17 protein-coding genes are annotated in these 18,067 nt (G+C 73.5%); 6 read left to right on the top strand and 11 right to left on the bottom strand.

From position 1 onward, the window contains the following. Positions 1-60: 60 nt before the first annotated feature. On the bottom strand, positions 61-1,251 hold the full coding sequence (locus OHT74_RS33680; protein WP_328623445.1) for an acyl-CoA dehydrogenase family protein: 1,191 nt from the start codon (positions 1,249-1,251) through the stop codon (positions 61-63). A gap of 181 nt (positions 1,252-1,432) precedes the next feature. On the opposite strand from OHT74_RS33680, the gene OHT74_RS33675 reads away from it, so the two are divergent. Further along, positions 1,433-2,221, top strand: coding sequence for a hypothetical protein (locus OHT74_RS33675; protein ID WP_328622276.1), 789 nt, complete (start codon positions 1,433-1,435; stop codon positions 2,219-2,221). Positions 2,222-2,237: 16 nt separating this feature from the next. Here the strand turns inward: OHT74_RS33675 and OHT74_RS33670 are convergent, their stop codons facing one another. From OHT74_RS33670 to OHT74_RS33660, 3 genes are all read right to left on the bottom strand, one after another. Beyond that, complete coding sequence (locus OHT74_RS33670; RefSeq protein ID WP_266669822.1) at positions 2,238-2,588, bottom strand: hypothetical protein; 351 nt, start codon at positions 2,586-2,588, stop codon at positions 2,238-2,240. A gap of 178 nt (positions 2,589-2,766) precedes the next feature. Next, the gene (locus OHT74_RS33665) at positions 2,767-3,603 is read right to left on the bottom strand and encodes a class II fructose-bisphosphate aldolase (RefSeq protein WP_266669820.1); all 837 of its coding nucleotides are present in this window, start codon (positions 3,601-3,603) and stop codon (positions 2,767-2,769) included. Next, positions 3,600-4,502 carry an SIS domain-containing protein gene (locus OHT74_RS33660; protein ID WP_266669818.1) on the bottom strand — a complete coding sequence of 301 codons (903 nt, stop codon included), beginning with the start codon at positions 4,500-4,502 and terminating at the stop codon, positions 3,600-3,602. The genes OHT74_RS33665 and OHT74_RS33660 overlap by 4 nt, the downstream gene beginning before the upstream one ends. 149 nt (positions 4,503-4,651) lie before the next feature. Between OHT74_RS33660 and OHT74_RS33655 the strand changes: the two genes are divergently transcribed. Then, positions 4,652-5,431 (top strand): DeoR/GlpR family DNA-binding transcription regulator, encoded by a 780-nt coding sequence (locus OHT74_RS33655; protein WP_266669816.1) that lies wholly within the window; start codon positions 4,652-4,654, stop codon positions 5,429-5,431. A 138-nt stretch (positions 5,432-5,569) separates the two neighbouring features. On the opposite strand, the gene OHT74_RS33650 is transcribed toward OHT74_RS33655, so the two are convergent. Together OHT74_RS33650 and OHT74_RS33645 are read right to left on the bottom strand one after the other, a co-directional pair. After that, positions 5,570-5,815, bottom strand: coding sequence for an SRPBCC family protein (locus OHT74_RS33650; RefSeq protein WP_328622275.1), 246 nt, complete (start codon positions 5,813-5,815; stop codon positions 5,570-5,572). Beyond that, positions 5,809-6,585: an SDR family oxidoreductase gene (locus OHT74_RS33645; protein WP_328622274.1), complete on the bottom strand. Its 777-nt coding sequence runs from the start codon at positions 6,583-6,585 to the stop codon at positions 5,809-5,811. Before OHT74_RS33645 ends, OHT74_RS33650 begins: the two co-directional genes overlap by 7 nt. A 180-nt stretch (positions 6,586-6,765) precedes the next feature. Between OHT74_RS33645 and OHT74_RS33640 the strand changes: the two genes are divergently transcribed. Then, the gene (locus OHT74_RS33640) at positions 6,766-7,368 is read left to right on the top strand and encodes a TetR/AcrR family transcriptional regulator (protein ID WP_328622273.1); all 603 of its coding nucleotides are present in this window, start codon (positions 6,766-6,768) and stop codon (positions 7,366-7,368) included. 63 nt (positions 7,369-7,431) lie between these two features. On the opposite strand, the gene OHT74_RS33635 is transcribed toward OHT74_RS33640, so the two are convergent. The 3 genes from OHT74_RS33635 to tdh form a co-directional block, all read right to left on the bottom strand. Continuing rightward, positions 7,432-8,346, bottom strand: coding sequence for a LysR family transcriptional regulator (locus OHT74_RS33635; RefSeq protein ID WP_266669812.1), 915 nt, complete (start codon positions 8,344-8,346; stop codon positions 7,432-7,434). A gap of 112 nt (positions 8,347-8,458) precedes the next feature. Next, the gene (locus tag OHT74_RS33630) at positions 8,459-9,664 is read right to left on the bottom strand and encodes a glycine C-acetyltransferase (protein ID WP_266669810.1); all 1,206 of its coding nucleotides are present in this window, start codon (positions 9,662-9,664) and stop codon (positions 8,459-8,461) included. Between the two features lie 197 nt (positions 9,665-9,861). Then, positions 9,862-10,890, bottom strand: coding sequence for an L-threonine 3-dehydrogenase (tdh, locus tag OHT74_RS33625; protein ID WP_030295467.1), 1,029 nt, complete (start codon positions 10,888-10,890; stop codon positions 9,862-9,864). 215 nt (positions 10,891-11,105) lie between these two features. Between tdh and OHT74_RS33620 the strand changes: the two genes are divergently transcribed. Next, positions 11,106-12,014: an alpha/beta hydrolase fold domain-containing protein gene (locus OHT74_RS33620; RefSeq protein WP_266669802.1), complete on the top strand. Its 909-nt coding sequence runs from the start codon at positions 11,106-11,108 to the stop codon at positions 12,012-12,014. 63 nt (positions 12,015-12,077) lie between these two features. Here OHT74_RS33620 and OHT74_RS33615 read toward each other — a convergent pair whose 3' ends face one another. Then, positions 12,078-12,971: a class I SAM-dependent methyltransferase gene (locus tag OHT74_RS33615; RefSeq protein WP_266669800.1), complete on the bottom strand. Its 894-nt coding sequence runs from the start codon at positions 12,969-12,971 to the stop codon at positions 12,078-12,080. 106 nt (positions 12,972-13,077) lie between these two features. After that, positions 13,078-14,010, bottom strand: coding sequence for a LysR family transcriptional regulator (locus tag OHT74_RS33610; RefSeq protein ID WP_328622272.1), 933 nt, complete (start codon positions 14,008-14,010; stop codon positions 13,078-13,080). A gap of 63 nt (positions 14,011-14,073) precedes the next feature. Here OHT74_RS33610 and OHT74_RS33605 point away from each other — a divergent pair, with 63 nt between their 5' ends. After that, positions 14,074-15,642 (top strand): MFS transporter, encoded by a 1,569-nt coding sequence (locus tag OHT74_RS33605; protein WP_443047613.1) that lies wholly within the window; start codon positions 14,074-14,076, stop codon positions 15,640-15,642. Between the two features lie 4 nt (positions 15,643-15,646). Beyond that, positions 15,647-17,791, top strand: a complete 2,145-nt coding sequence (locus OHT74_RS33600; protein ID WP_443047612.1) for a SpoIIE family protein phosphatase — start codon at positions 15,647-15,649, stop codon at positions 17,789-17,791. The last annotated feature ends 276 nt before the right edge of the window (positions 17,792-18,067 follow it).

Below are 18,067 nucleotides of genomic sequence, written 5' to 3'. Positions count from 1 at the left end.
GAATTGGAATCCAATTATTCGGAATTGGAACCTGATGATTATCGCCCGTTGCACCGTCTTTCAGCGGCGGACGCGGGGCATGCCCAGGCCGATCCAGGAGATGATCTCGCGCTGGATCTCGTTGTTGCCGCCGCCGAAGGTGAAGATCACGGCGCTGCGGTAGCCGCGTTCGAGCTCGCCGTGCAGGACCGCGCCCGCAGAGCCGTCCTTGAGGGAGCCGGCCGCGCCGACCACCTCCATCAGCCAGGCGTACGCGTCCCTGCGGGCCTCGGAGCCGTACACCTTGACGGCGGAGGCGTCCTGCGGGGTCAGGGTGCCGTCCTGGACGGCGTTGACCATCTGCCAGTTGAGCAGTTTCATCGCGTCGAGCCGGGCGTGGGTGCGAGCCAGACGGCCGCGGACCCAGGAGAGGTCGATGACGCGGCGGCCGTCGGCGAGCTTGGTCCCGGCGGCCCAGCGCTGTGCGTCGTGCAGGGCGCGGATGGCCATGGTGCCGTGGGCGGCCAGCGTGACGCGCTCGTGGTTGAGCTGGTTGGTGATCAGGCGCCAGCCCTTGTTCTCCTGCCCGACCCGGCGGTTCGCGGGGACCCGGATGTTCTCGTAGTAGCTGGCGGTGGTGTCGTGCGAGGCGAGGGTGTTGATCAGGGTGCAGGAGTAGCCGGGGTCGGAGGTCGGCACGAGGAGCATGGTGATGCCCTTGTGCGCGGGGGCGTCCGGGTCGGTGCGGACGGCGAGCCAGACCCAGTCGGCGGTGTCGCCGTTGGTGGTCCAGATCTTCTGGCCGTCGACCACGTAGGTGCCGGTCTCCTCGTCGCCCTCGCGGACGGCCCTGCACTTGAGCGCGGCGAGGTCGGTGCCGGCGTCCGGCTCGCTGTAACCGATGGCGAAGTCAATCTCCCCGGCCAGGATCTTCGGCAGGAAGTACGCCTTCTGCTCGTCGGTGCCGAACTGCATGATGGTCGGCCCGACGGTGTTGAGCGCCATCAGCGGCAGCGGTACGACGGCCTGCGCGGCCTCGTCGAAGAAGATGAACTGGTCCATCGGGGACATCCCGCGGCCGCCGTACTCCTTGGGCCAGCCGACCCCGAGCCAGCCGTCGGCGCCGAGCCGGCGGATGGTCTCCCGGTAGAAGCGCTTCTGCGCGGCGGGGTCCTCGTAGCGGGCGTAGACGTCCTCCGGCACCAGCTCGGCGAAGTAGGCGCGCAGCTCGGTGCGCAACTGCTGCTGCTCAGGCGTGTATTCGAGGTGCACGGCCCCTCCGGGTGTCTCGCGGTCCAGCCGGTCGCTGTGGTGGCGGCGCACAGAGTAGAACGTGTTCCAAGAAGGGGGAAGGACTCGCGGGCCGCCGATTCCGCCGACCGCCGACAGGGCGCCGGGCTGTGGCCGACAATGGGCGTGCGCGGTACGGGAGTTCACAGAACCGGGGGGACACATGGACAAGGCCTGGGAGCAGGAGTTCGCCGGCCGGGACCGGATGCCGGCGCGCCGGGACCGGATGCCCGCGGACCAGCCGCCCGCCGACCGCGTGCGCGCGGACCGGCTCCCCGCCGCCCGGTCGGAGCACTCCGGGGGCGTGACCCAGATCCACGAGCCGGGAGCGCTGCCCGTGGACCCCGGGGTCCCCGCCCGCGAGGGGTGCTGGGAGCTGCTGCCGAGCGATGTACGCGCCAAGACGCTCGAGAAGGCGGGCCGGTCCCTGGTGTGGTGGGCCCGGCTCTACGACGACGGCGCCCCGTTCGCGGTGGTGTTCGGAGACCGGGGGCTGTGCCGCGTCCAGCCGGTGTACCGCAACGGCCGCGCGGAGGAGCACCGGGGCGAGCGGGTCCGGGTGGAGCCCGGGTCGCTGCTGAGCCGCTCCTTCGACGCGCTGCCGGCGCAGGCGGGCGGCGGCTCGGCCGCGCCCGGCCGGCCCGGCGCACCGGTGGAGCGGCTGGTCCTGGACCCTGCGGAGGCGCAGGGGGTGCTCGGGCACTTCCCCCTCGACGTGCAGGACTTCCTGCAGCGCCCCTTCCTGGCCGGCCGGCGGACCGTCACGGCCGAGTGGTACTACGAGGAGACCGTCGAGCCCACGCACACCGGCCTGTTCGTCCTCTTGTGCCTCTCCACCGACCGCCACGTCACCGCGATCGAGGCCCGCCGCACCCTGGACCGGGGCGCGACACCGGACCGGGCCCGGTGGCACTCCCTCACGTGCCACCAGGCCCGGCTCACCCCCCGCTGACCCCTCGCGGGCCCGATCAGGGAAGGAAGACCACCGAGCGCAGCTTGAGGCGCGCCGAGCCGTAGCCGGTGAACGGGCGCAGGTCGAAGTGGTCGCCCGTGCAGTCGGCCCCGGTGAAGACCCGCGCGTAGGCGTCGGTCCGGTTGCGCGGGGAGAAGGCCGGCTCGGAGGAGTCCGGGTCGGCGACCTCGGGGATGACGATGCACGCGTAGTCCTCCGGGTCGGAGAACCGCTCCTGCCGCGGCTGCCCGTCCAGGCCGACGTACGAGTACTCGAACTCGCCCGTGGCGGCACTGGCTGAGCCGGGGACGGCGACGAGGAGGGCGAGGGCGCTGGCGGCGGCGACCACGGCGGTACGGAGACGCATGGGGGTGATCCCTTTCGGACGGCGGTGCGGAAGGCGTCGCCGAAGGCGACGGTGATCACGCTAGGGGGTTCCGAGCATGATCAAACGGTTCTTCCGCGCCACCGGAAAGGATGGTTTGCCAACGTATCGTCCAGGGCATTTACCCCTTTTGCACGCCTACAGCCGGCTCACCACACCGTCAGTTCAACGCCGTGATCATCGCCGCGGCCGTCGCCGCCATCGCCGTACGGGCCGCCGTCAGGTACGGGCGCGGGTCCGCCGGGGTCAGGTGGGTGCGGATGGCCTCGGTCATGGCGAGGTTCAGGGCGGTGCCGATGTTGACCTTGCGGATGCCGCCCGCCACCGCCGCCGCGAGCTCCGCGTCCGGCAGGCCCGAGGAGCCGTGCAGCACCAGCGGCACGTCCACGGCCTTCGCCAGCCGGGCGAGCAGCGTGTGGTCCAGCGCGGCGGTGCGGCTGGTCATCGCGTGGCTGCTGCCGACCGCCACGGCCAGCGCATCGACACCGGAGTCGGCGACGAACCTCCGGGCCTCGTCCGGGTCGGTACGGGCACCGGGCGCGTGCGGGTCGAGCGGGGCGGCGCCGTTCTTCCCGCCCACCTCCCCCAGCTCGGCCTCGACCCACAGCCCGTTGGCGTGCGCCCAGTCGGCCGCGGAGCGGGTGGCCTCCAGGTTCTCCGCGTACGGGAGCTGCGCGGCGTCGTACATCACCGAGCTGAACCCGGCGTCCACGGCCTGCCGGAGCAGGTCGGCGCTCTTGACGTGGTCCAGGTGCAGGCCGACCGGGATCCCGGCGGCCTCCGCGCAGGCGGTGGCGGCGCGCGAGATGGGCAGCAGCCGGCCGTCGCGGAACTTCACGGCGTTCTCGCTCAGTTGCAGGATGACCGGCAGGCCCGCCTGCTCCGCCCCGGCGACGACGGCCTCGGCGTGCTCCAGGGTGATGATGTTGAACGCGGCGACGGCGCGGCCGGCGGCCGCCGCCTCGAGGACGAGCGTCCCGGCGGAGACGAGGCTCATCGGACCGCCTCCTCACCGGCAGTGAGGATCACCGAGCGGGTCAGGTTCCGCGGCTGGTCCGGATCCAGGTCCTGGTGGGCCGCGACGGCGATCGCCAGCCGGTGGACCCGTACCAGCTCGGCGAGTGGGTCGAGCCGCCCGGCCACCCACTGGCCGCCGGTGGCCCGCACCTGCTCGGCGAGCCCTTCGGGTGCCTCGCCGAGCGACCAGGTGAGGGTTCCGGGCCCGGTGACGCTGATCGGCCCGTGCCGGTACTCCATCGCCGGATACGACTCGGACCAGGACAGGGAGGCCTCGCGCATCTTCAGCGCGGCCTCGTGGGCGAGGCCCACGCTCCAGCCGCGGCCGAGGAAGGTGAACTGCCCGCGGCTGGCCGCCTGTTCGGGCAGCGGCTCGGCGAGCGCCGTACGCGCGTCGGCGACGGCTGCGGCGGTGTGCCGGCCGACGTGGGCGCGCAGCAGGGTCAGGGCGGTGGTCGCGAAGCGAGTCTGCACGACGGACTGCTCGTCGGCGAAGTCGAGGACGACGAGCTCGTCGGCGAGGGTCATCACCGGCGTCGCCGGGTCCCCGATGACGGCGGTCGTACGCATACCGGCGTCCCGCAGCCCGGCCAGCAGGTCGAGCACCTCGGTGGTGGTGCCGGACCGGGTGAGCGCGACGACCCGGTCGTAGCGCCGGTGCAGGGGGAACTCCGAGGCGGGGAAGGCGTCGGTCTCCCCCTGGCCGACCTCCTCGCGCAGGGCGGCGGCCGCCTGAGCCATGTAGTACGAGGTCCCGCACCCGACGATCGCGGTACGCTCCCCCGGCTGCGGCAGCAACGCCCGCTGGGCCGGGGCCAGTTCGGCGGCCCGCTCCCAGCACTCGGGCTGGGTGCCCAACTCGTACGCGACGTGGCTCATGACGGCTCCCTGGCGTGGTCGGTGCAGTTTCCTGCAAGGTAGCGGCCCATTTCACGCAACTTCAAGCACCTTAGGGGTTGATCTCCTGAGTTAATGTCGACACGTAGGCCGATGGAGCACACTCGAGGGGGTCGAACGCCGTGGGGTCCATGACCCGCAAGGAGCGCTGGCAGACGCTGCTGGATCTGCTGGTGGAGCGGGGCGAGCTGGAGGTCGAGCCGGCGGCGGAGGCCCTCGGCGTGTCCGCCGCGACCATCCGCCGCGACCTCGACCAGCTGGCCGAGCAGCAGCTGCTGGTCCGCACGCGCGGCGGAGCGGTGGTCCACGGCGTCTCGTACGAACTCCCCCTGCGCTACCGGACGTCCCGCCGCGCCGCGGAGAAGCAGCGCATCAGCGAGGCGGTGGCGGAGCTGATCACGCCGGGCGAGGTGATCGGCCTGACCGGCGGCACGACGACCACGGAGGTGGCCCGCGCCCTGGCCGGCCGCCCGGACCTGGCGTCGGGCTCGCCGGCGCTGACGGTGGTGACCAACGCGCTCAACATCGCGGGCGAGCTCGTCATCAGGCCGCAGTTCAAGATCGTGCTGACCGGCGGGGTCGCCCGCCCCCAGTCGTACGAGCTGACCGGCCCGCTGGCGCAGCAGGTCCTGGGCCAGCTCACGATGGACACGGCGGTCGTCGGTGTGGACGCCTTCGACCCGGCCGACGGCGCGGCGACCCGCCACGAGGACGAGGCCGCGATGAACCGCCTGCTGTGCGAACGGGCCCGCCGGGTGGTCATCGCGGCGGACTCCAGCAAACTCGCGGTCCGCGCCTTCGCCCGCATCTGCCCGACCCGCTCGGTGGACATCCTCGTGACGGACGTGTCCCTCCCGGACGCGGTGGCGGCGGAGTTCGAAGCGGCGGGTGTGGAGGTACGGCGGGTGTAGGAGGCGGTCTCGGTGGTACTGCTCGACCGGGTTTCCCGGGAACGCCTGGCAGCGGTGTAATTCAGCGCCGCCGATGCGCCTCGCGCCGCCCGCTGGACCGGAATCCGTGAGCGTCCCCCACCGAGGTGCCCGCTCGGGCTACCGGGCGAACCGTTCCCGCAGGGCCGCCAGGCCCGTCGCGTACGTGCCGTCGCCGAAGAGCTGCTCGACCTGGGCGACGGCGTCGGCGGACTCCGCCTCGTACGTGCCCTGCCAGCGGACCTCCGAGCCTTCCCCGTGCGGGTGGACGGAGAGCGTCGCTTCGTACCCGGTGACGGGGAAGGACGGAGCCTCGGCGGGGGCGGCGGGCACGACGGCGGTGCGCAGCAGCGTTCGGCTCACCATGCCCCGTCACCGCGCAGCGTGGCGTCGGCGCCGCCGTCGACGAAGACGATCTGACCGGTGACATGGGTGTTCTCGGGTGAGGTCAGGAAGTCGAGGAGCGGAGCGACCTGGTCCGCGGCGGCATGGCCGTGCAGGGGCATGGGGATGGCCGAGTCGACGACCTCGCGTACGCCCGGGATGGCGAGCATGGGCTCGGTCATGGGGGTGAGGACGGTACCGGGGGCGATGGCGTTCAGCGGGATGCCGGCGCCCGCCCAGTCCGCGGTGGGGGCGGTGCGGCGGACCCAGCGGGCGAGGGCGTTCTTCGAGGAGCCGTAGATGGCGTGGCCTTCGCCGCGCTGCAGGGCGGCTTCCGCAGCGGCGGTCGCGGCGGCCTCGTCGCCGGCGAGGGCGGCGTCGGCGATGGCCGGGTCGTGGGGGTGGATCGCGGTGACCGATGAGATGACGACGGCGCGCGGGTCCGTACCGGCGGCAAGAAGGGGACGCAGGCCCTCCAAGGTGGCCACCGCACCGAAGTAGTTGACCTTGACGGTCTGCGGGTCGAAGAGCTGGCGGCCCGCGGAGGCGATCACGGCGTCGAGGCGGCCGCCGGTCAGCTCCCGGGCCCGGTCCACGAGCAGCGCGCGCCCTTCGGGCGTGGACAGGTCCGCGTCGATGTCCGAGCCCGCGAGGTCGGCGCCGAGCACCGTGTGGCCCTGGGCGCGGAGGCGGGCTGCGGTGGCTTCGCCGATGCCGGAGGCGGCTCCGGTGACGAGGTAGGTGCGGGGCATGGCACTCCTTGGCTCGTATCGCTTGTCTGCGACCTGCACGGGCTTGATCAACCTATATTTAATTGCACGACATGCCAAGATGCGGGTTTCTGCCATATTTGGCCGCCCGGCCCCTGGCCAGGCAGCATGGGCCCCTACGGTTGGACCCCCGTCGGCGGGGATGAGGAGGGGGATCGCAGGATGGCGGCAGAACGAGGCCGGCCGCCTCTGACCGAGCGGCGGCGCCAGGAGACCCGCATCGAGATCGCGGAGACCGCGGCGGCCCTTTTCGCCGAGCGCGGGTACGAGGCGACGACGGTCGAGGACATCACGGCGGCGGCCGGCGTCTCGCTGCGCACCTTCTACCGCTACTGCTCCTCGAAGGAGGACGCGCTCACCCCCCTCGTCACGTCCGGCGTCGGCCAGCTCGTCGACGCCCTGGCCGCCCAGCCGGCGGACGAGCCGCTGATCGCCGCCGTGGAGCGGGTGTTCGCTACGCCGATGTCAGAACGGCGCCTCGCCGACGCGGAGCCCGGCCGTGCCCTCGTCCGCCTCATGGGCGATGTTCCGGCGCTCCGTTCGCGCTGGCTGGCGGCCGTGCGGGAGTTGCGGGACCGGTTGCTCCCGGTGCTCGCCACGCGGACGGGCAGACCTGCCGACAGCCTGGAGGTACGGCTGCTGGCGGGCGCCGTACTCGACGCGTTCACTGCGGCCGTGGAGCACTGGGCCGGCCAGGACGAGCCCGAGGACCTTCTCGTGCTCACCCGCCGGGCGCTCGCGTTCCAGCGGCTCGACGAGCTCTGACGGCCGGCCACCTGCAGGTCGACCCCACGCTGCCGCGGCTCGGTGGACCCCGCCCTCCTGCGCTCAGTGCGGGGGCAGGCGGCCCGCCTCGTGGCCCAGGGCTGCCAGGACCGGGGCGATCAGGGGGTGGGATTCCGCGCCGCGACGGGTTGCCGCGAAGACCCTGCGGGTGGGCGCCGAGCCCGCCACCGGGCGGACCTGGACCTCCTTGAGGTCCATGCCGCGCAGCGCCGAGCGCGGGACCAGGGCCACCCCCGCCCCGGCTCCCACCAGTGCCGTCACCGCGCGGAAGTCGTCCGACGAGTGCACGAACCGGGGCTGGAAGCCCGCCAGTTCGCAGGCCAGCAGGGTCACGTCGTGGCACGGGTTCCCCGGATACTGCCCCACCCAGTCCGCGTCGGACAGGTCCGCCAGCGACACCTCGGGGAAGTCGGCCAGGGGGTGCCCCGAGGGGAGCACCGCGTCGAAGGGCTCCGCGTACAGCGGGAGGACCGAGAGGCGGCCGTCATCGGCGCCCGGGGCGCCGCGGTACTCGACCGCCAGTGCGAGGTCGGCTTCGCCGTCCAGCAGCAGCGGCAGGCTCTGGTCGCCTTCCGCATCCCGGACGCGGAGGCGGATGCCCGGGTGCTCGCGGGCCAGGCGGGCGATGGCCGGGGCGAGCACCTCGGCGATGCCGGTGGCGAAGGCGGCCACCGTGACCTCACCCGCGGCGCCTCCCGCATAGGCGGCGAGCTCGGCTTCGGCACGCTCCAGCTGGGCGAGGACCTCGTGGGCGTGCCCGAGCAGGATTTCGCCGGCCGCCGTCAGCCGTACCCCCCGGCCGCTGCGGGTCAGCAGCACGTGGCCGGTCTCCTGCTCCAGCGCCGCGAGCTGCTGGGAGACGGCGGACGGGGTGAGGTACAGGGCTGCGGCCGCGGCGGTCACCGTACGGTGGTCCGCCACGGCCCGCAGAATACGCAGCCGGCGGGGGTCGATCACCCCACCATTCTCGCAGGTGACGCAGGCCGCCAAGGCCGCCGATCGCGCCGCCCGGGCCACCCGGCCGGTCCGGCCGGGCAGACCCGTCGGGCCACCCGACGGGTCGGACCCGTCAGGCCCCCGCCGCCAGCGCCGAGCGGGCGTCGATGAAGGCCGCGATCGCGCGTTCCACGTCGGCCGTGGAGTGGGCCGCCGAGAGCTGGACGCGGATTCGGGCCGCGCCCATCGGGACCACCGGGTAGGAGAACCCGATCACGTACACGCCGCGCTCCAGCAGCAGCTCCGCCATCCTGGCGGCCTCCGCCGCGTCACCGATCATCACCGGGGCGATGGCGTGGTCGCCGGGGAGGATCTCGAAGCCGGCCTCGGTCATCTTCGTGCGGAAGAGCGAGGTGTTGGCCGCGAGGCGCTCGCGCAGGTCGCCGGCCGACTCCAGCAGGTCCAGGACCTTCAGGGAGGCGGCCGCGATGACCGGGGCGAGGGAGTTGGAGAACAGGTACGGGCGCGAGCGCTGGCGCAGCAGCTCGACGATCTCGGCGCGGGCCGCGACGTAGCCGCCGGACGCGCCGCCCAGGGCCTTGCCGAGGGTGCCGGTGATGATGTCGATGCGGTCCATGACCCCGTGCAGCTCCGGCGTGCCGCGGCCGCCGGGGCCGACGAAGCCGACGGCGTGCGAGTCGTCGACCATGACCATGGCGTCGTAGCGCTCGGCCAGGTCGCAGATCTCGGCGAGCGGGGCAACGTAGCCGTCCATGGAGAAGACGCCGTCGGTGACGATCAGCTTGCGGCGGGCGCCGCCCTCGGTGGCCTCCTTCAGGCGGGCCTCGAGCTCGGTCATGTCGCGGTTGGCGTACCGGAAGCGGCGGGCCTTGGACAGGCGGATGCCGTCGATGATCGAGGCGTGGTTGAGGGCGTCGGAGATCACCGCGTCCTCGGCGCCGAGGAGGGTCTCGAATACGCCGCCGTTGGCGTCGAAGCAGGAGGAGTAGAGGATCGTGTCCTCCTGGCCGAGGAACGAGGACAGCCGCGCCTCGAGCTCCTTGTGCACCTCCTGCGTACCGCAGATGAAGCGGACCGAGGCCATGCCGTAGCCCCAGCGGTCCAGCGCGTCCTTGGCGGCGGCGACGACCTCGGGGTGGTCGGCCAGGCCCAGGTAGTTGTTGGCGCAGAAGTTGAGGACCTCACCGGGGGCGCCGCCGGCGGTGACCGCCACGGCCGCGTTCTGCGGGGTGCCGATGACGCGCTCGGGCTTGTGCAGGCCCGCGGCGCGGATCTCGTCGAGGGTGGTGCGGAGGTCTTCGCGTACGGACTCGAACATGGGCTTCGGCTTCTCCTTGAGCGGCGGACGAAGGGGGCCGGGCCCCGCGGAGGGGGGAGGGTGGGCGGGGCCCGGCCGGAGGGAGATGGTTCGGTGGGACGGAGGCGAGGAGGACCGGAGACCAGGAGGCCAGGAGGCCAGGAGGCCAGGAGGCCAGGACGGCGATAACGCCCTCCGGTCCAGGGGCCGGAGGGGCGTTACGCCGTCCAGTCCAGGATGATCTTGCCGCTGCGGGCGGTGGCCGCCTCGTCGAACGCGGCCTCGAAGTCACGGTGCGAGTAGCGGCCGGTGATGACCGGGCTGAGGTCCAGGCCGCCCTCCAGCAGCACCGTCATCGCGTACCAGGTCTCGAACATCTCGCGGCCGTAGATGCCCTTGATCGTGATCATCGAGGTGACGACCTTCGCCCAGTCCACCGGGAACTCCTGCGCGGGCAGGCCCAGCATGGCGATCCGGCCGCCGTGCGTCATGTTGTCGATCATGTCGCGCATGGCCTCGGCGCGGCCGGACATCTCCAGGCCGATGTCGAAGCCCTCGCGCAGGCCCAGTCGCGCCTGCGCGTCGGCGATCGTCGCCTTCGAGACGTCGAGCGCGAGCGTGGCGCCGGCCTTGCGGGCGATCTCCAGGCGCTCGGGGCTGACGTCGGTGATGACGACGTTGCGCGCACCGGCGTGCTTGGCCACGGCCGCCGCCATGATCCCGATCGGGCCCGCGCCGGTGATCAGCACGTCCTCGCCGACCAGCGGGAACGACAGCGCCGTGTGAACGGCGTTGCCGAACGGGTCGAAGATCGCCGCCACGTCCAGGTCCACGGCGGTCCGGTGCACCCACACGTTCTGCGCGGGCAGGACGACGTACTCGGCGAAGGCGCCGTCCCGCCCGACGCCGAGGCCGACCGTGCTGCGGCACAGGTGGCGGCGCCCGGCCAGGCAGTTGCGGCACTTGCCGCACACCAGGTGGCCCTCGCCGCTGACGAGTGCGCCGGTCTCGATGTCCTGGACGTCAGCGCCGACGGCGGCGACCTCGCCCACGAACTCGTGGCCGAGCACGAGCGGGGTCTTGACCGCGCCCTGCGCCCAGCCGTCCCAGGAGCGGATGTGCAGGTCCGTACCGCAGATGCCGGTGCGCAGCACCTTGATCAGCACGTCGCCGGGACCGTACTCGGGCTCGGGTACGTCCATGAGCCACAGCCCGGGCTCGGCCTTGTGCTTGACGAGTGCCTTCATGGGGGTGGCTCCAGGCATGCGGAGGGAACGTTGCAACCACAGGGTCGGGTGCGACGTATCGACAGGGACCAATCTGCCGAGCGCGGAGGTGATCAGTCCATCGAGGATTTCTTAAGCGGGTCGACAGCCCAGCTTCACGCCTATGCTCCTCACGTGAAGGGCTGTGGCCTGGGCAGGGGCCTGCGGCCGGGGCAGGGAATGGGGAGGTGAGGGGCGTGCCGAGTCTGCGCAGCAGAGCGCTGTCGGTCGCGCTGATCGCGGCGGGTCGGCGAAGACGGTTCGCGAGTGCCGAGGCGGTACGCGCGCGGGTGGCCGAGTCGGCCCGCCGGCCGGCGTCGCACCTGCCGCCGCGCTCGCTGGGGCGGGTCGCCGAGGTCTCCCGCACCTTCGTCGGTGCCTGGCCGGTGTACGACGCCTCGCCGCGCGGGGTCGAGCCTGCGGCCCAGGTGCTGTACGTGCACGGCGGCGGGTACATCAACGAACTGGTCCGGCCGCACTGGTCGATGATCCGGAACCTGGTCACGGAGGCGCAGGCGCGCGTCGTCGTACCCGCGTACATACTGGCCCCGCGCGGGACCGCGGACCGGACGGTTCCGGTGGCCGCGGACCTGCTCAGCGGGTTGATCGCGAGCGGCGGGGCGGGCGGCACCGTGCTCATCGGGGACGCGGCGGGAGCCGGGATGGCGCTGGCCGCCGCCCAGCGGCTGCGCGACCGTACGGGGGCGCAGCCGTCGCGGATCGTACTGATCTCTCCCTGGCTGGACCTGACCATGAGCCACCCGGACCAGGCGGCCATCGAGCCCGCCGACCCGGTGCAGGCGCGGCCGGGGCTGCTGGAGGCCGGCCGGCTGTACGCGGGCACCCTGGCCACCGACGATCCGCGGGTGAGCCCCTTGCACGGCTCGTTCGCGGGGCTGGCGCCGCTGACGGTGTTCACCGGCACCCGGGACGTGCTGACCACCGACAGCCGGGAGCTGCTGCGCCGGGCGCGTGCGGACGGCGTGGAGGTGGAGTTCCACGAGGAGCCGGGGCTGCCGCACGGGTACCCGCTGCTGCCTTTGCCGGAGGGGCGGGCGGCCCGTGACCGGATCGTCGAGCTGATCAGGTCGGCCGCCGACGAGTGACGGCCGGCCGGGCCGGCGGGCGGGCCGGCGTGGGGACCGCCCTGTGGGCTGCCGGGTGGGCCGTCACGCCGTGCAGGTCATCAGTGAGCTGATCGGCCAGGCACGGTAGGCGGTCCAGTACGCCTCGTCGCGGGCGCCGTCGGCGGGCGGGGTCCGGTTGGGCTGCCAGCCGACCGTGGAGAAGCCCGCCTCGACGGCGGCCTCGGCGAAGTCGGCGTGCGCCCATTCGCGGAACTCGAAATCGGCCGGGGGCTGGGTCAGGAACTGCGCCTTCAGCAGCGGCGCGTCGCCTTCGTGGACGCGGTCGACGATCCGTACCCCGTACGGCGACCAGTCGACGTTCGGGTACGCGCCGGCGTTGGGCACGATGGCCAGCAGGCGGCCGCCGTCGCGCAGGTTGGCCCGGATGGACCGGAACATGGCGTGCAGGGCGGACCGGTCGCTGGCGTAGTTGAACAGGTACACGGCGGTGGCCAGGTCGAAGGGGCCCATCTGCGGCAGCTTTGCGGCGTCGGCGACCAGGTACTCGATCGACGCGGCTTCGACGGGCGCTGCTTCCGTGGACGCGGCTTGCGTCGATGCCGTGTCGGCCGGGGCCGCCTCGGTGCCGGCGGCCGCTGCCGTGGCTGCCACTGCACCCGCCCCACGAACCGGAAGTACCGCACCCACCGCACCTTCCAACGCGCCCACGCCGTCCGCGCCGATCACCCCGTGCGCGCGGGCCAGCCGGATCATCTCCTCCGAGATGTCCACGCCGACGGCCCGGCGGGCCCCGCCGCGGGCCAGCAGCCGCGTGTTGTAGCCGTATCCGCAGGCCAGGTCGAGGGTGTCGAGCCCCCGCACCCCGCCGAGCGCGTCGAGCGCCCCGAGCAGGGTGTGGGTGTCGGCCGCCGAGAAGGCCGCCGTGGTCTTCGACTCCACGAACCGCTCGCCGATGCTGTCGTACTGGAACCGCATGCTCTGCCTTCCGTGGCGGGGTGGGACGCGTGCGTATCGTGCCCCGGAGCGCGGCCGGCGAGGGCGTGTGCGGCGGCCCGTCCCCCGGACGGGGGAGGCGTTCGGGTCAGTGCGTACGGCGTACGGGGTGTCCGGCGACCGCCGGGAGCAGTTCCCGGGCGCAGTCGCGCAGCCAGGCGTGGGCCGGGTCTGCGTCGTGGCGCGGGTGCCAGGCGATGCCGAACGGCAGGGTCGGCAGGTCGAGCGGGATGTCGAAGGCTTCCAGCCCCAGCTCGGCGGCGAGCGGCACGGCCTGTGAGGCGATCAGGCCGACGAGGTCGCTCTCGCGCAGGATGAACAGGGAGGCGGGGTAGGAGCCGACGCTGCCCACCACCCGCCGGGACAGGCCCCGTTCGGCGAGGGCCGCGTCCACCGGGCCCTCCAGCCGGCCGCGCCGGGACACGATGAGGTGCTGGACGGCGGCGAACCGGCGCGGGGTGATCCGGCCCCGCAGCAGCGGGTGGCCGGCCCGGGCGACGCCCATCATGTGCTCGTCGAAGAGGTGCTCGACGCGCACTTCGGGGGACCGGCTGTCCACGACGCCGAGTTCGAGGTCGGCGATGCCCTCGCGCAGGGCCGGGACGTCGACGTGGCTCTCGGACAGGAAGCGCAGCCGGACGCCGGGCGCCTCCTCGGCCACCCGGGAGAAGAGCGTGGCCCCGAAGGTGGCGGCGAAGGCGTCGTGGGCCAGCACGGTGAAGGTGCGGGTGAGGGTGGGGAGGTCGACCTGCCCACCCGTCAGGAAGAGGGCCCGGGCCCGTTCCACGACGGCCCGGACCTCGCCGTGGACGGCGAGGGCGTGCGGGGTCGGGACCATGGTCCGCCCGGCGCGGACCAGTACGGGGTCGCCGAGGGCCTTGCGGATCCGGCCGAGGGTGCGGCTCATGGCGGGCTCGGAGAGGTGCAGGCGGGCGGCCGCGCGGGACACGCTCGACTCCTCCAGGAGGACGTCCAGGGCGACGAGGAGATTGAGGTCCAGCCCGGATTGCGTCACTGGCATTCATCCCTTGCAGAACTTGCACTGGAAAGCAGGTCACGCCAACTCTACGGTGAGGCACAGGGGATGACGCCCACGCGCTTCCCCTCCCCCACACCACTTCACCGTCACCGACTCCGAGGAGGAGCCGTGCTCCGCCATGCCCGCGAACGGGATGCCACACATCCCGCCGCCGATCCGTCCGCCCCGGCGCCCGCCGCCCTCACCCGGCCCGCGCTGCTCGTCCTGTGCGCCTGCGTACTGGTCGCGCAAGCCATGGTCGCCGCCGTCAACCTGCTGATCCCGCAGCTCGCCGCGTCCGTCCTGCACCCGACCCCCGGCCAGCTGGTCTGGGCGGTCGACGCCTACGTCATCGTCTTCGCCGCGCTGCTGATCCCGGCGGGCGCCCTCGGCGACCGGTACGGCCGCAAGGGCGCGCTGCTCGCCGGACTTGCGCTGTTCGCCGCGGGCGGGGCGGTCAGCGCGCTCGCCGCGGCCCCGGCGGTGCTCATCGCCGGGCGCGGTCTGTGCGGGGCCGGCGCGGCCCTGATCATGCCCGCCACCATGTCCGTCCTGATCCACCTGAGCCCGCCCGAGCGCCGCGGCCAGGCGCTGGCCACCTGGACGCTGGCCGCCGGCCTCGGGGGCCTGGCGGGCAACGTCGGGGGCGGCCTGGCCGGGGAGTACCTGACCTGGCGGGCGCTGTTCTGGGCTGTCGTCCCGCTGGGCGCGCTGCTCGCGCTCGCCGTCGCCCGTACGGTCCCGCGCACCCCGGCCCGCTCCGATGCGTCCGTCGACCCGTTCGGCGCGGTCCTGCTGGCCGGGGCGCTCCTCGCGGTCGTCTACGGGATCATCGAGGGGCCTTCGTACGGCTGGACCTCGGCGGCGGTGCTGATCGCCTTCGGCGCCGGCGCCGCGCTGCTCGCCGCCTTCACCGGCCACGCGCTGCGCGCCGCGCAGCCGCTGCTGGACCCGCGGATCTTCGCCTCGCGCAAGCTGCGCGCCGGAGCACTCGGCATCGGCGCCGCGTTCTTCGGACTGTTCTCCCTGTTCTTCGTCAACGCCCAGTACCTCCAGTACGCCAAGGGCTTCTCGCCCGCCCGGACCGGCCTGGCGATCATCCCGCTCACCGTCGGCATGGCGGTCGTGCCGAAGCTGGGCGCGCGGCTCGCGGAGCGGACCGGGCCGCGGCTGCCGGTCGGCATCGGGCTGGGCCTGATCGGCGCCGGGCTGCTGCTGGTCTCCACCGCCGACGCGGACACCCCGTACGTCCTGTACGCCTGCCACCTGCTGGTGCTGTCGGTCGGGACGGGCCTGTGCGCGCCGTCGCTGACCCTGACGGTGGTCGCGGAGCTGCCCGCGCACCAGGCCGGGCTGGGCTCCGGGCTGAACACCGCGGCCCGGGAGATCGGTGCGGCGCTGGGGGTTGCGGTGGTCGGCACGGTGCTGGCCTCCCGGTTCCACGGCGATCCGCAGGATCCGGCGCAGATCGGCGCCTTCACGGACGCGATGGGGGTCGCGCTGCGCACGGTGGCCGCCGTGCTGCTGCTGGCGGCGCTCGCGGTGGTGGCCGGCCACCGGGACGGCGTGGGCACCCGCCGGCGCGCGGGGCGCGGGCGCCGGGATGCAGCGTCCGACGTCGGGGGCGCATGCTGACTGTGTGACGGCGAGAGCGGACAGCGGCCCCGCCACCGACGCCACGGCCCGCGTGCTCGCCCGGGCCTGCGTCGATGCGGTGCAGGCCGTCGGAGGGTTTGCGGGCGGCATTTACCTGCGCTCCGGCGCCGAGGGAACGCTGCTGCTCGCCGTGCTCACGGGCCTGCCCGGCAAGCTGTTCCGCCCGTGGTGGCGGATGCACGTGAACCGCCCGTACCCGGTCGCCGAGGCCTACCGCTCCGGCCAGTCGGTGCACCTGCCCGACGCGGAGACGGCCATACAGCGTTTTCCGCAGATGATGGCCGGGCTGCCGTTCCCCTTCGGCTCTCTCTACGAGCCCGTCATGGCCGGGGCCGAGCGGTTCGGGGTGCTGTTCGTCCTGCGCCCCGCGACCCCCGGCGCCGCGGTCGACGCCGCCGACCGGGAGCGGCTGCGCTCCGCCGCGGACGGGCTCGCCGACGGGCTCGCCGCGCTCACCGCGACCGGGGACCCGGTGCGCTGGAAGGGCGATCCGGTGTGCGTACCGCCGACGGACACGGCGCAGGGTGCACGCGAGGCGGTGGATCGGCTCACGCTGGCGGTGCTCTCCATGGACCGCGAGGGCAGGATCCGCTACGTCAACCACGCCGCCGCACGCCTGCTGCGCCTGGGTGCGCCGGAGCTGCGGGGGCGGGTGCTGTGGGAGGCGGTGCCCTGGCTCGGGCAGCCCGCGTACGAGGACCACTTCCGCGGGGTGTTCATGTCCGGCGAGCCGGTGCGCTTCCCGGCGCGGCGCGGTCGGCAGTCGGCCGGGGACTGGGTGACGGTGGATCTGTACCCGGGTCCGGACGGGGTGACCGTGACGATCGGCGCGACCGATCCGCCCGCCTACGCGCCCGGGTCGGTGGTCCGGCCGGGCGCGGGCGTGGGTTCGCCGGCCGACCGGGCCTCGGCGCTGTACCGGCCGGTGGCCCTGGCGATCGCGCTGACGGAGGCGGTCACGGCCCGCCAGGTGTCGGCGGTGGTCACTCAGGAGCTGCTGCCCGCTTTCGGCGGCCGCCAGCTGGCGATCTACCTCCTCAACGAGCGGCATCTGTACCTGGCATGGGAGACGGGCTTCCCGCAGGGCTTCCTCGACCGGTTCGACGGGGTCGCGCTCGATGTCCGGCTGCCGGGCGTGGAGACGCTGACCACGGGCCGGCCCATGTTCTTCGAGTCGATGGAGCACCTGGCCGCCGCCTATCCGGGGATCCCGCTGGACGCCCACATGGGGGCCCGCGCCTTCCTGCCGCTGATCGCGTCGGGCCGGCCGGTGGGCTCGTGCATCCTCGGCTTCGACACGCCGCGCGGGTTCAGCCCGGAGGAGCGCACGGTGCTGACCGCACTGGCCGGGCTGATCGCGCAGGCCCTGGAGCGGGCGCAGCGCTACGACTCCGAGGCGGCGCTGGCCCGCGGACTGCAGGCGGCGCTGCTGCCGCACCGGCTGCCGGTGCACGAGAACGTGGAGACCGTGGCCCGGTATCTGCCCGGCACCCAGGGCTTGGACGTGGGCGGCGACTGGTACGACGTGATCGAGACGAGCGAGGGCGTGCTGGCCCTGGTCATCGGGGACGTCCAGGGCCACGGGGTGGCGGCCGCCGCGACCATGGGCCAGCTGCGCAGCGCCGTACGGGCCTTCACCCTCGGCGGCAGTCCGCCGGAGCAGGTGATGGCGGGCACCAACCGGCTGCTGATCGACCTGGACCCCGGCCAGTTCGCCAGCTGCTGCTACGTCCTGCTCGATCCGGCGTCGGGCCGGGCGCGGGCCGTCCGGGCCGGGCACCCGCAGCCGCTGCTGCGCCACGCGGATGGGCGGGCGGAGGTGCTGGACCTGCCGGGCGGGGTGGTGCTCGGCATCGACGTGGACGCCACCTACCCGGTGACGGAGCTGCGGCTGGCGCGGGGCTCGGTGCTCGCCCTGTACACGGACGGGCTGGTCGAGGAGGCGGGGGAGGACATCGACTTCGGCGTGGAGCGGCTGCGGGCGGCGCTGGCCGCGGCCCGGCCGTCGCCGCTCACGGAAGCGGCCGACCTGCTGGTGGGCGAGGCCGGGGACTCGGCCGACCGGCCGGACGACATCGCCCTGCTGCTGGCGTTGCGTACGGACGGCAGGCCTGCCGCGAGCGGCTGACCCGGAAGGGTGCGGGAAGCGTCGCGGGCGGCGCCCACGGGTGCCCAGGGGTGCCCACTCCTTGGGCAGGTGGTGTCGCCGCGGGCACATGTCGGCAAAGCGGAAGAAAATTTGCCCGCACTCCGCTGCGGTTCCCGCACCGGGACTCTGCGCAGCGTTTACGCGGTCTTAACACCGCCGTAGGGCCGCCGCAGTGCGACGCAACGATGGAATCCGCAGGGGAACTGCTATTGACCTGCGGATCTCGCAGGGATTCGATGTCGGCCCGGGAGCCGC

The organism is Streptomyces sp. NBC_00354, from assembly GCF_036106915.1.
Taxonomy (GTDB): Bacteria; Actinomycetota; Actinomycetes; order Streptomycetales; family Streptomycetaceae; genus Streptomyces.
Note: the sequence above shows the minus strand (reverse complement) of the source record. Positions and strands in the feature narration are given on the sequence as shown.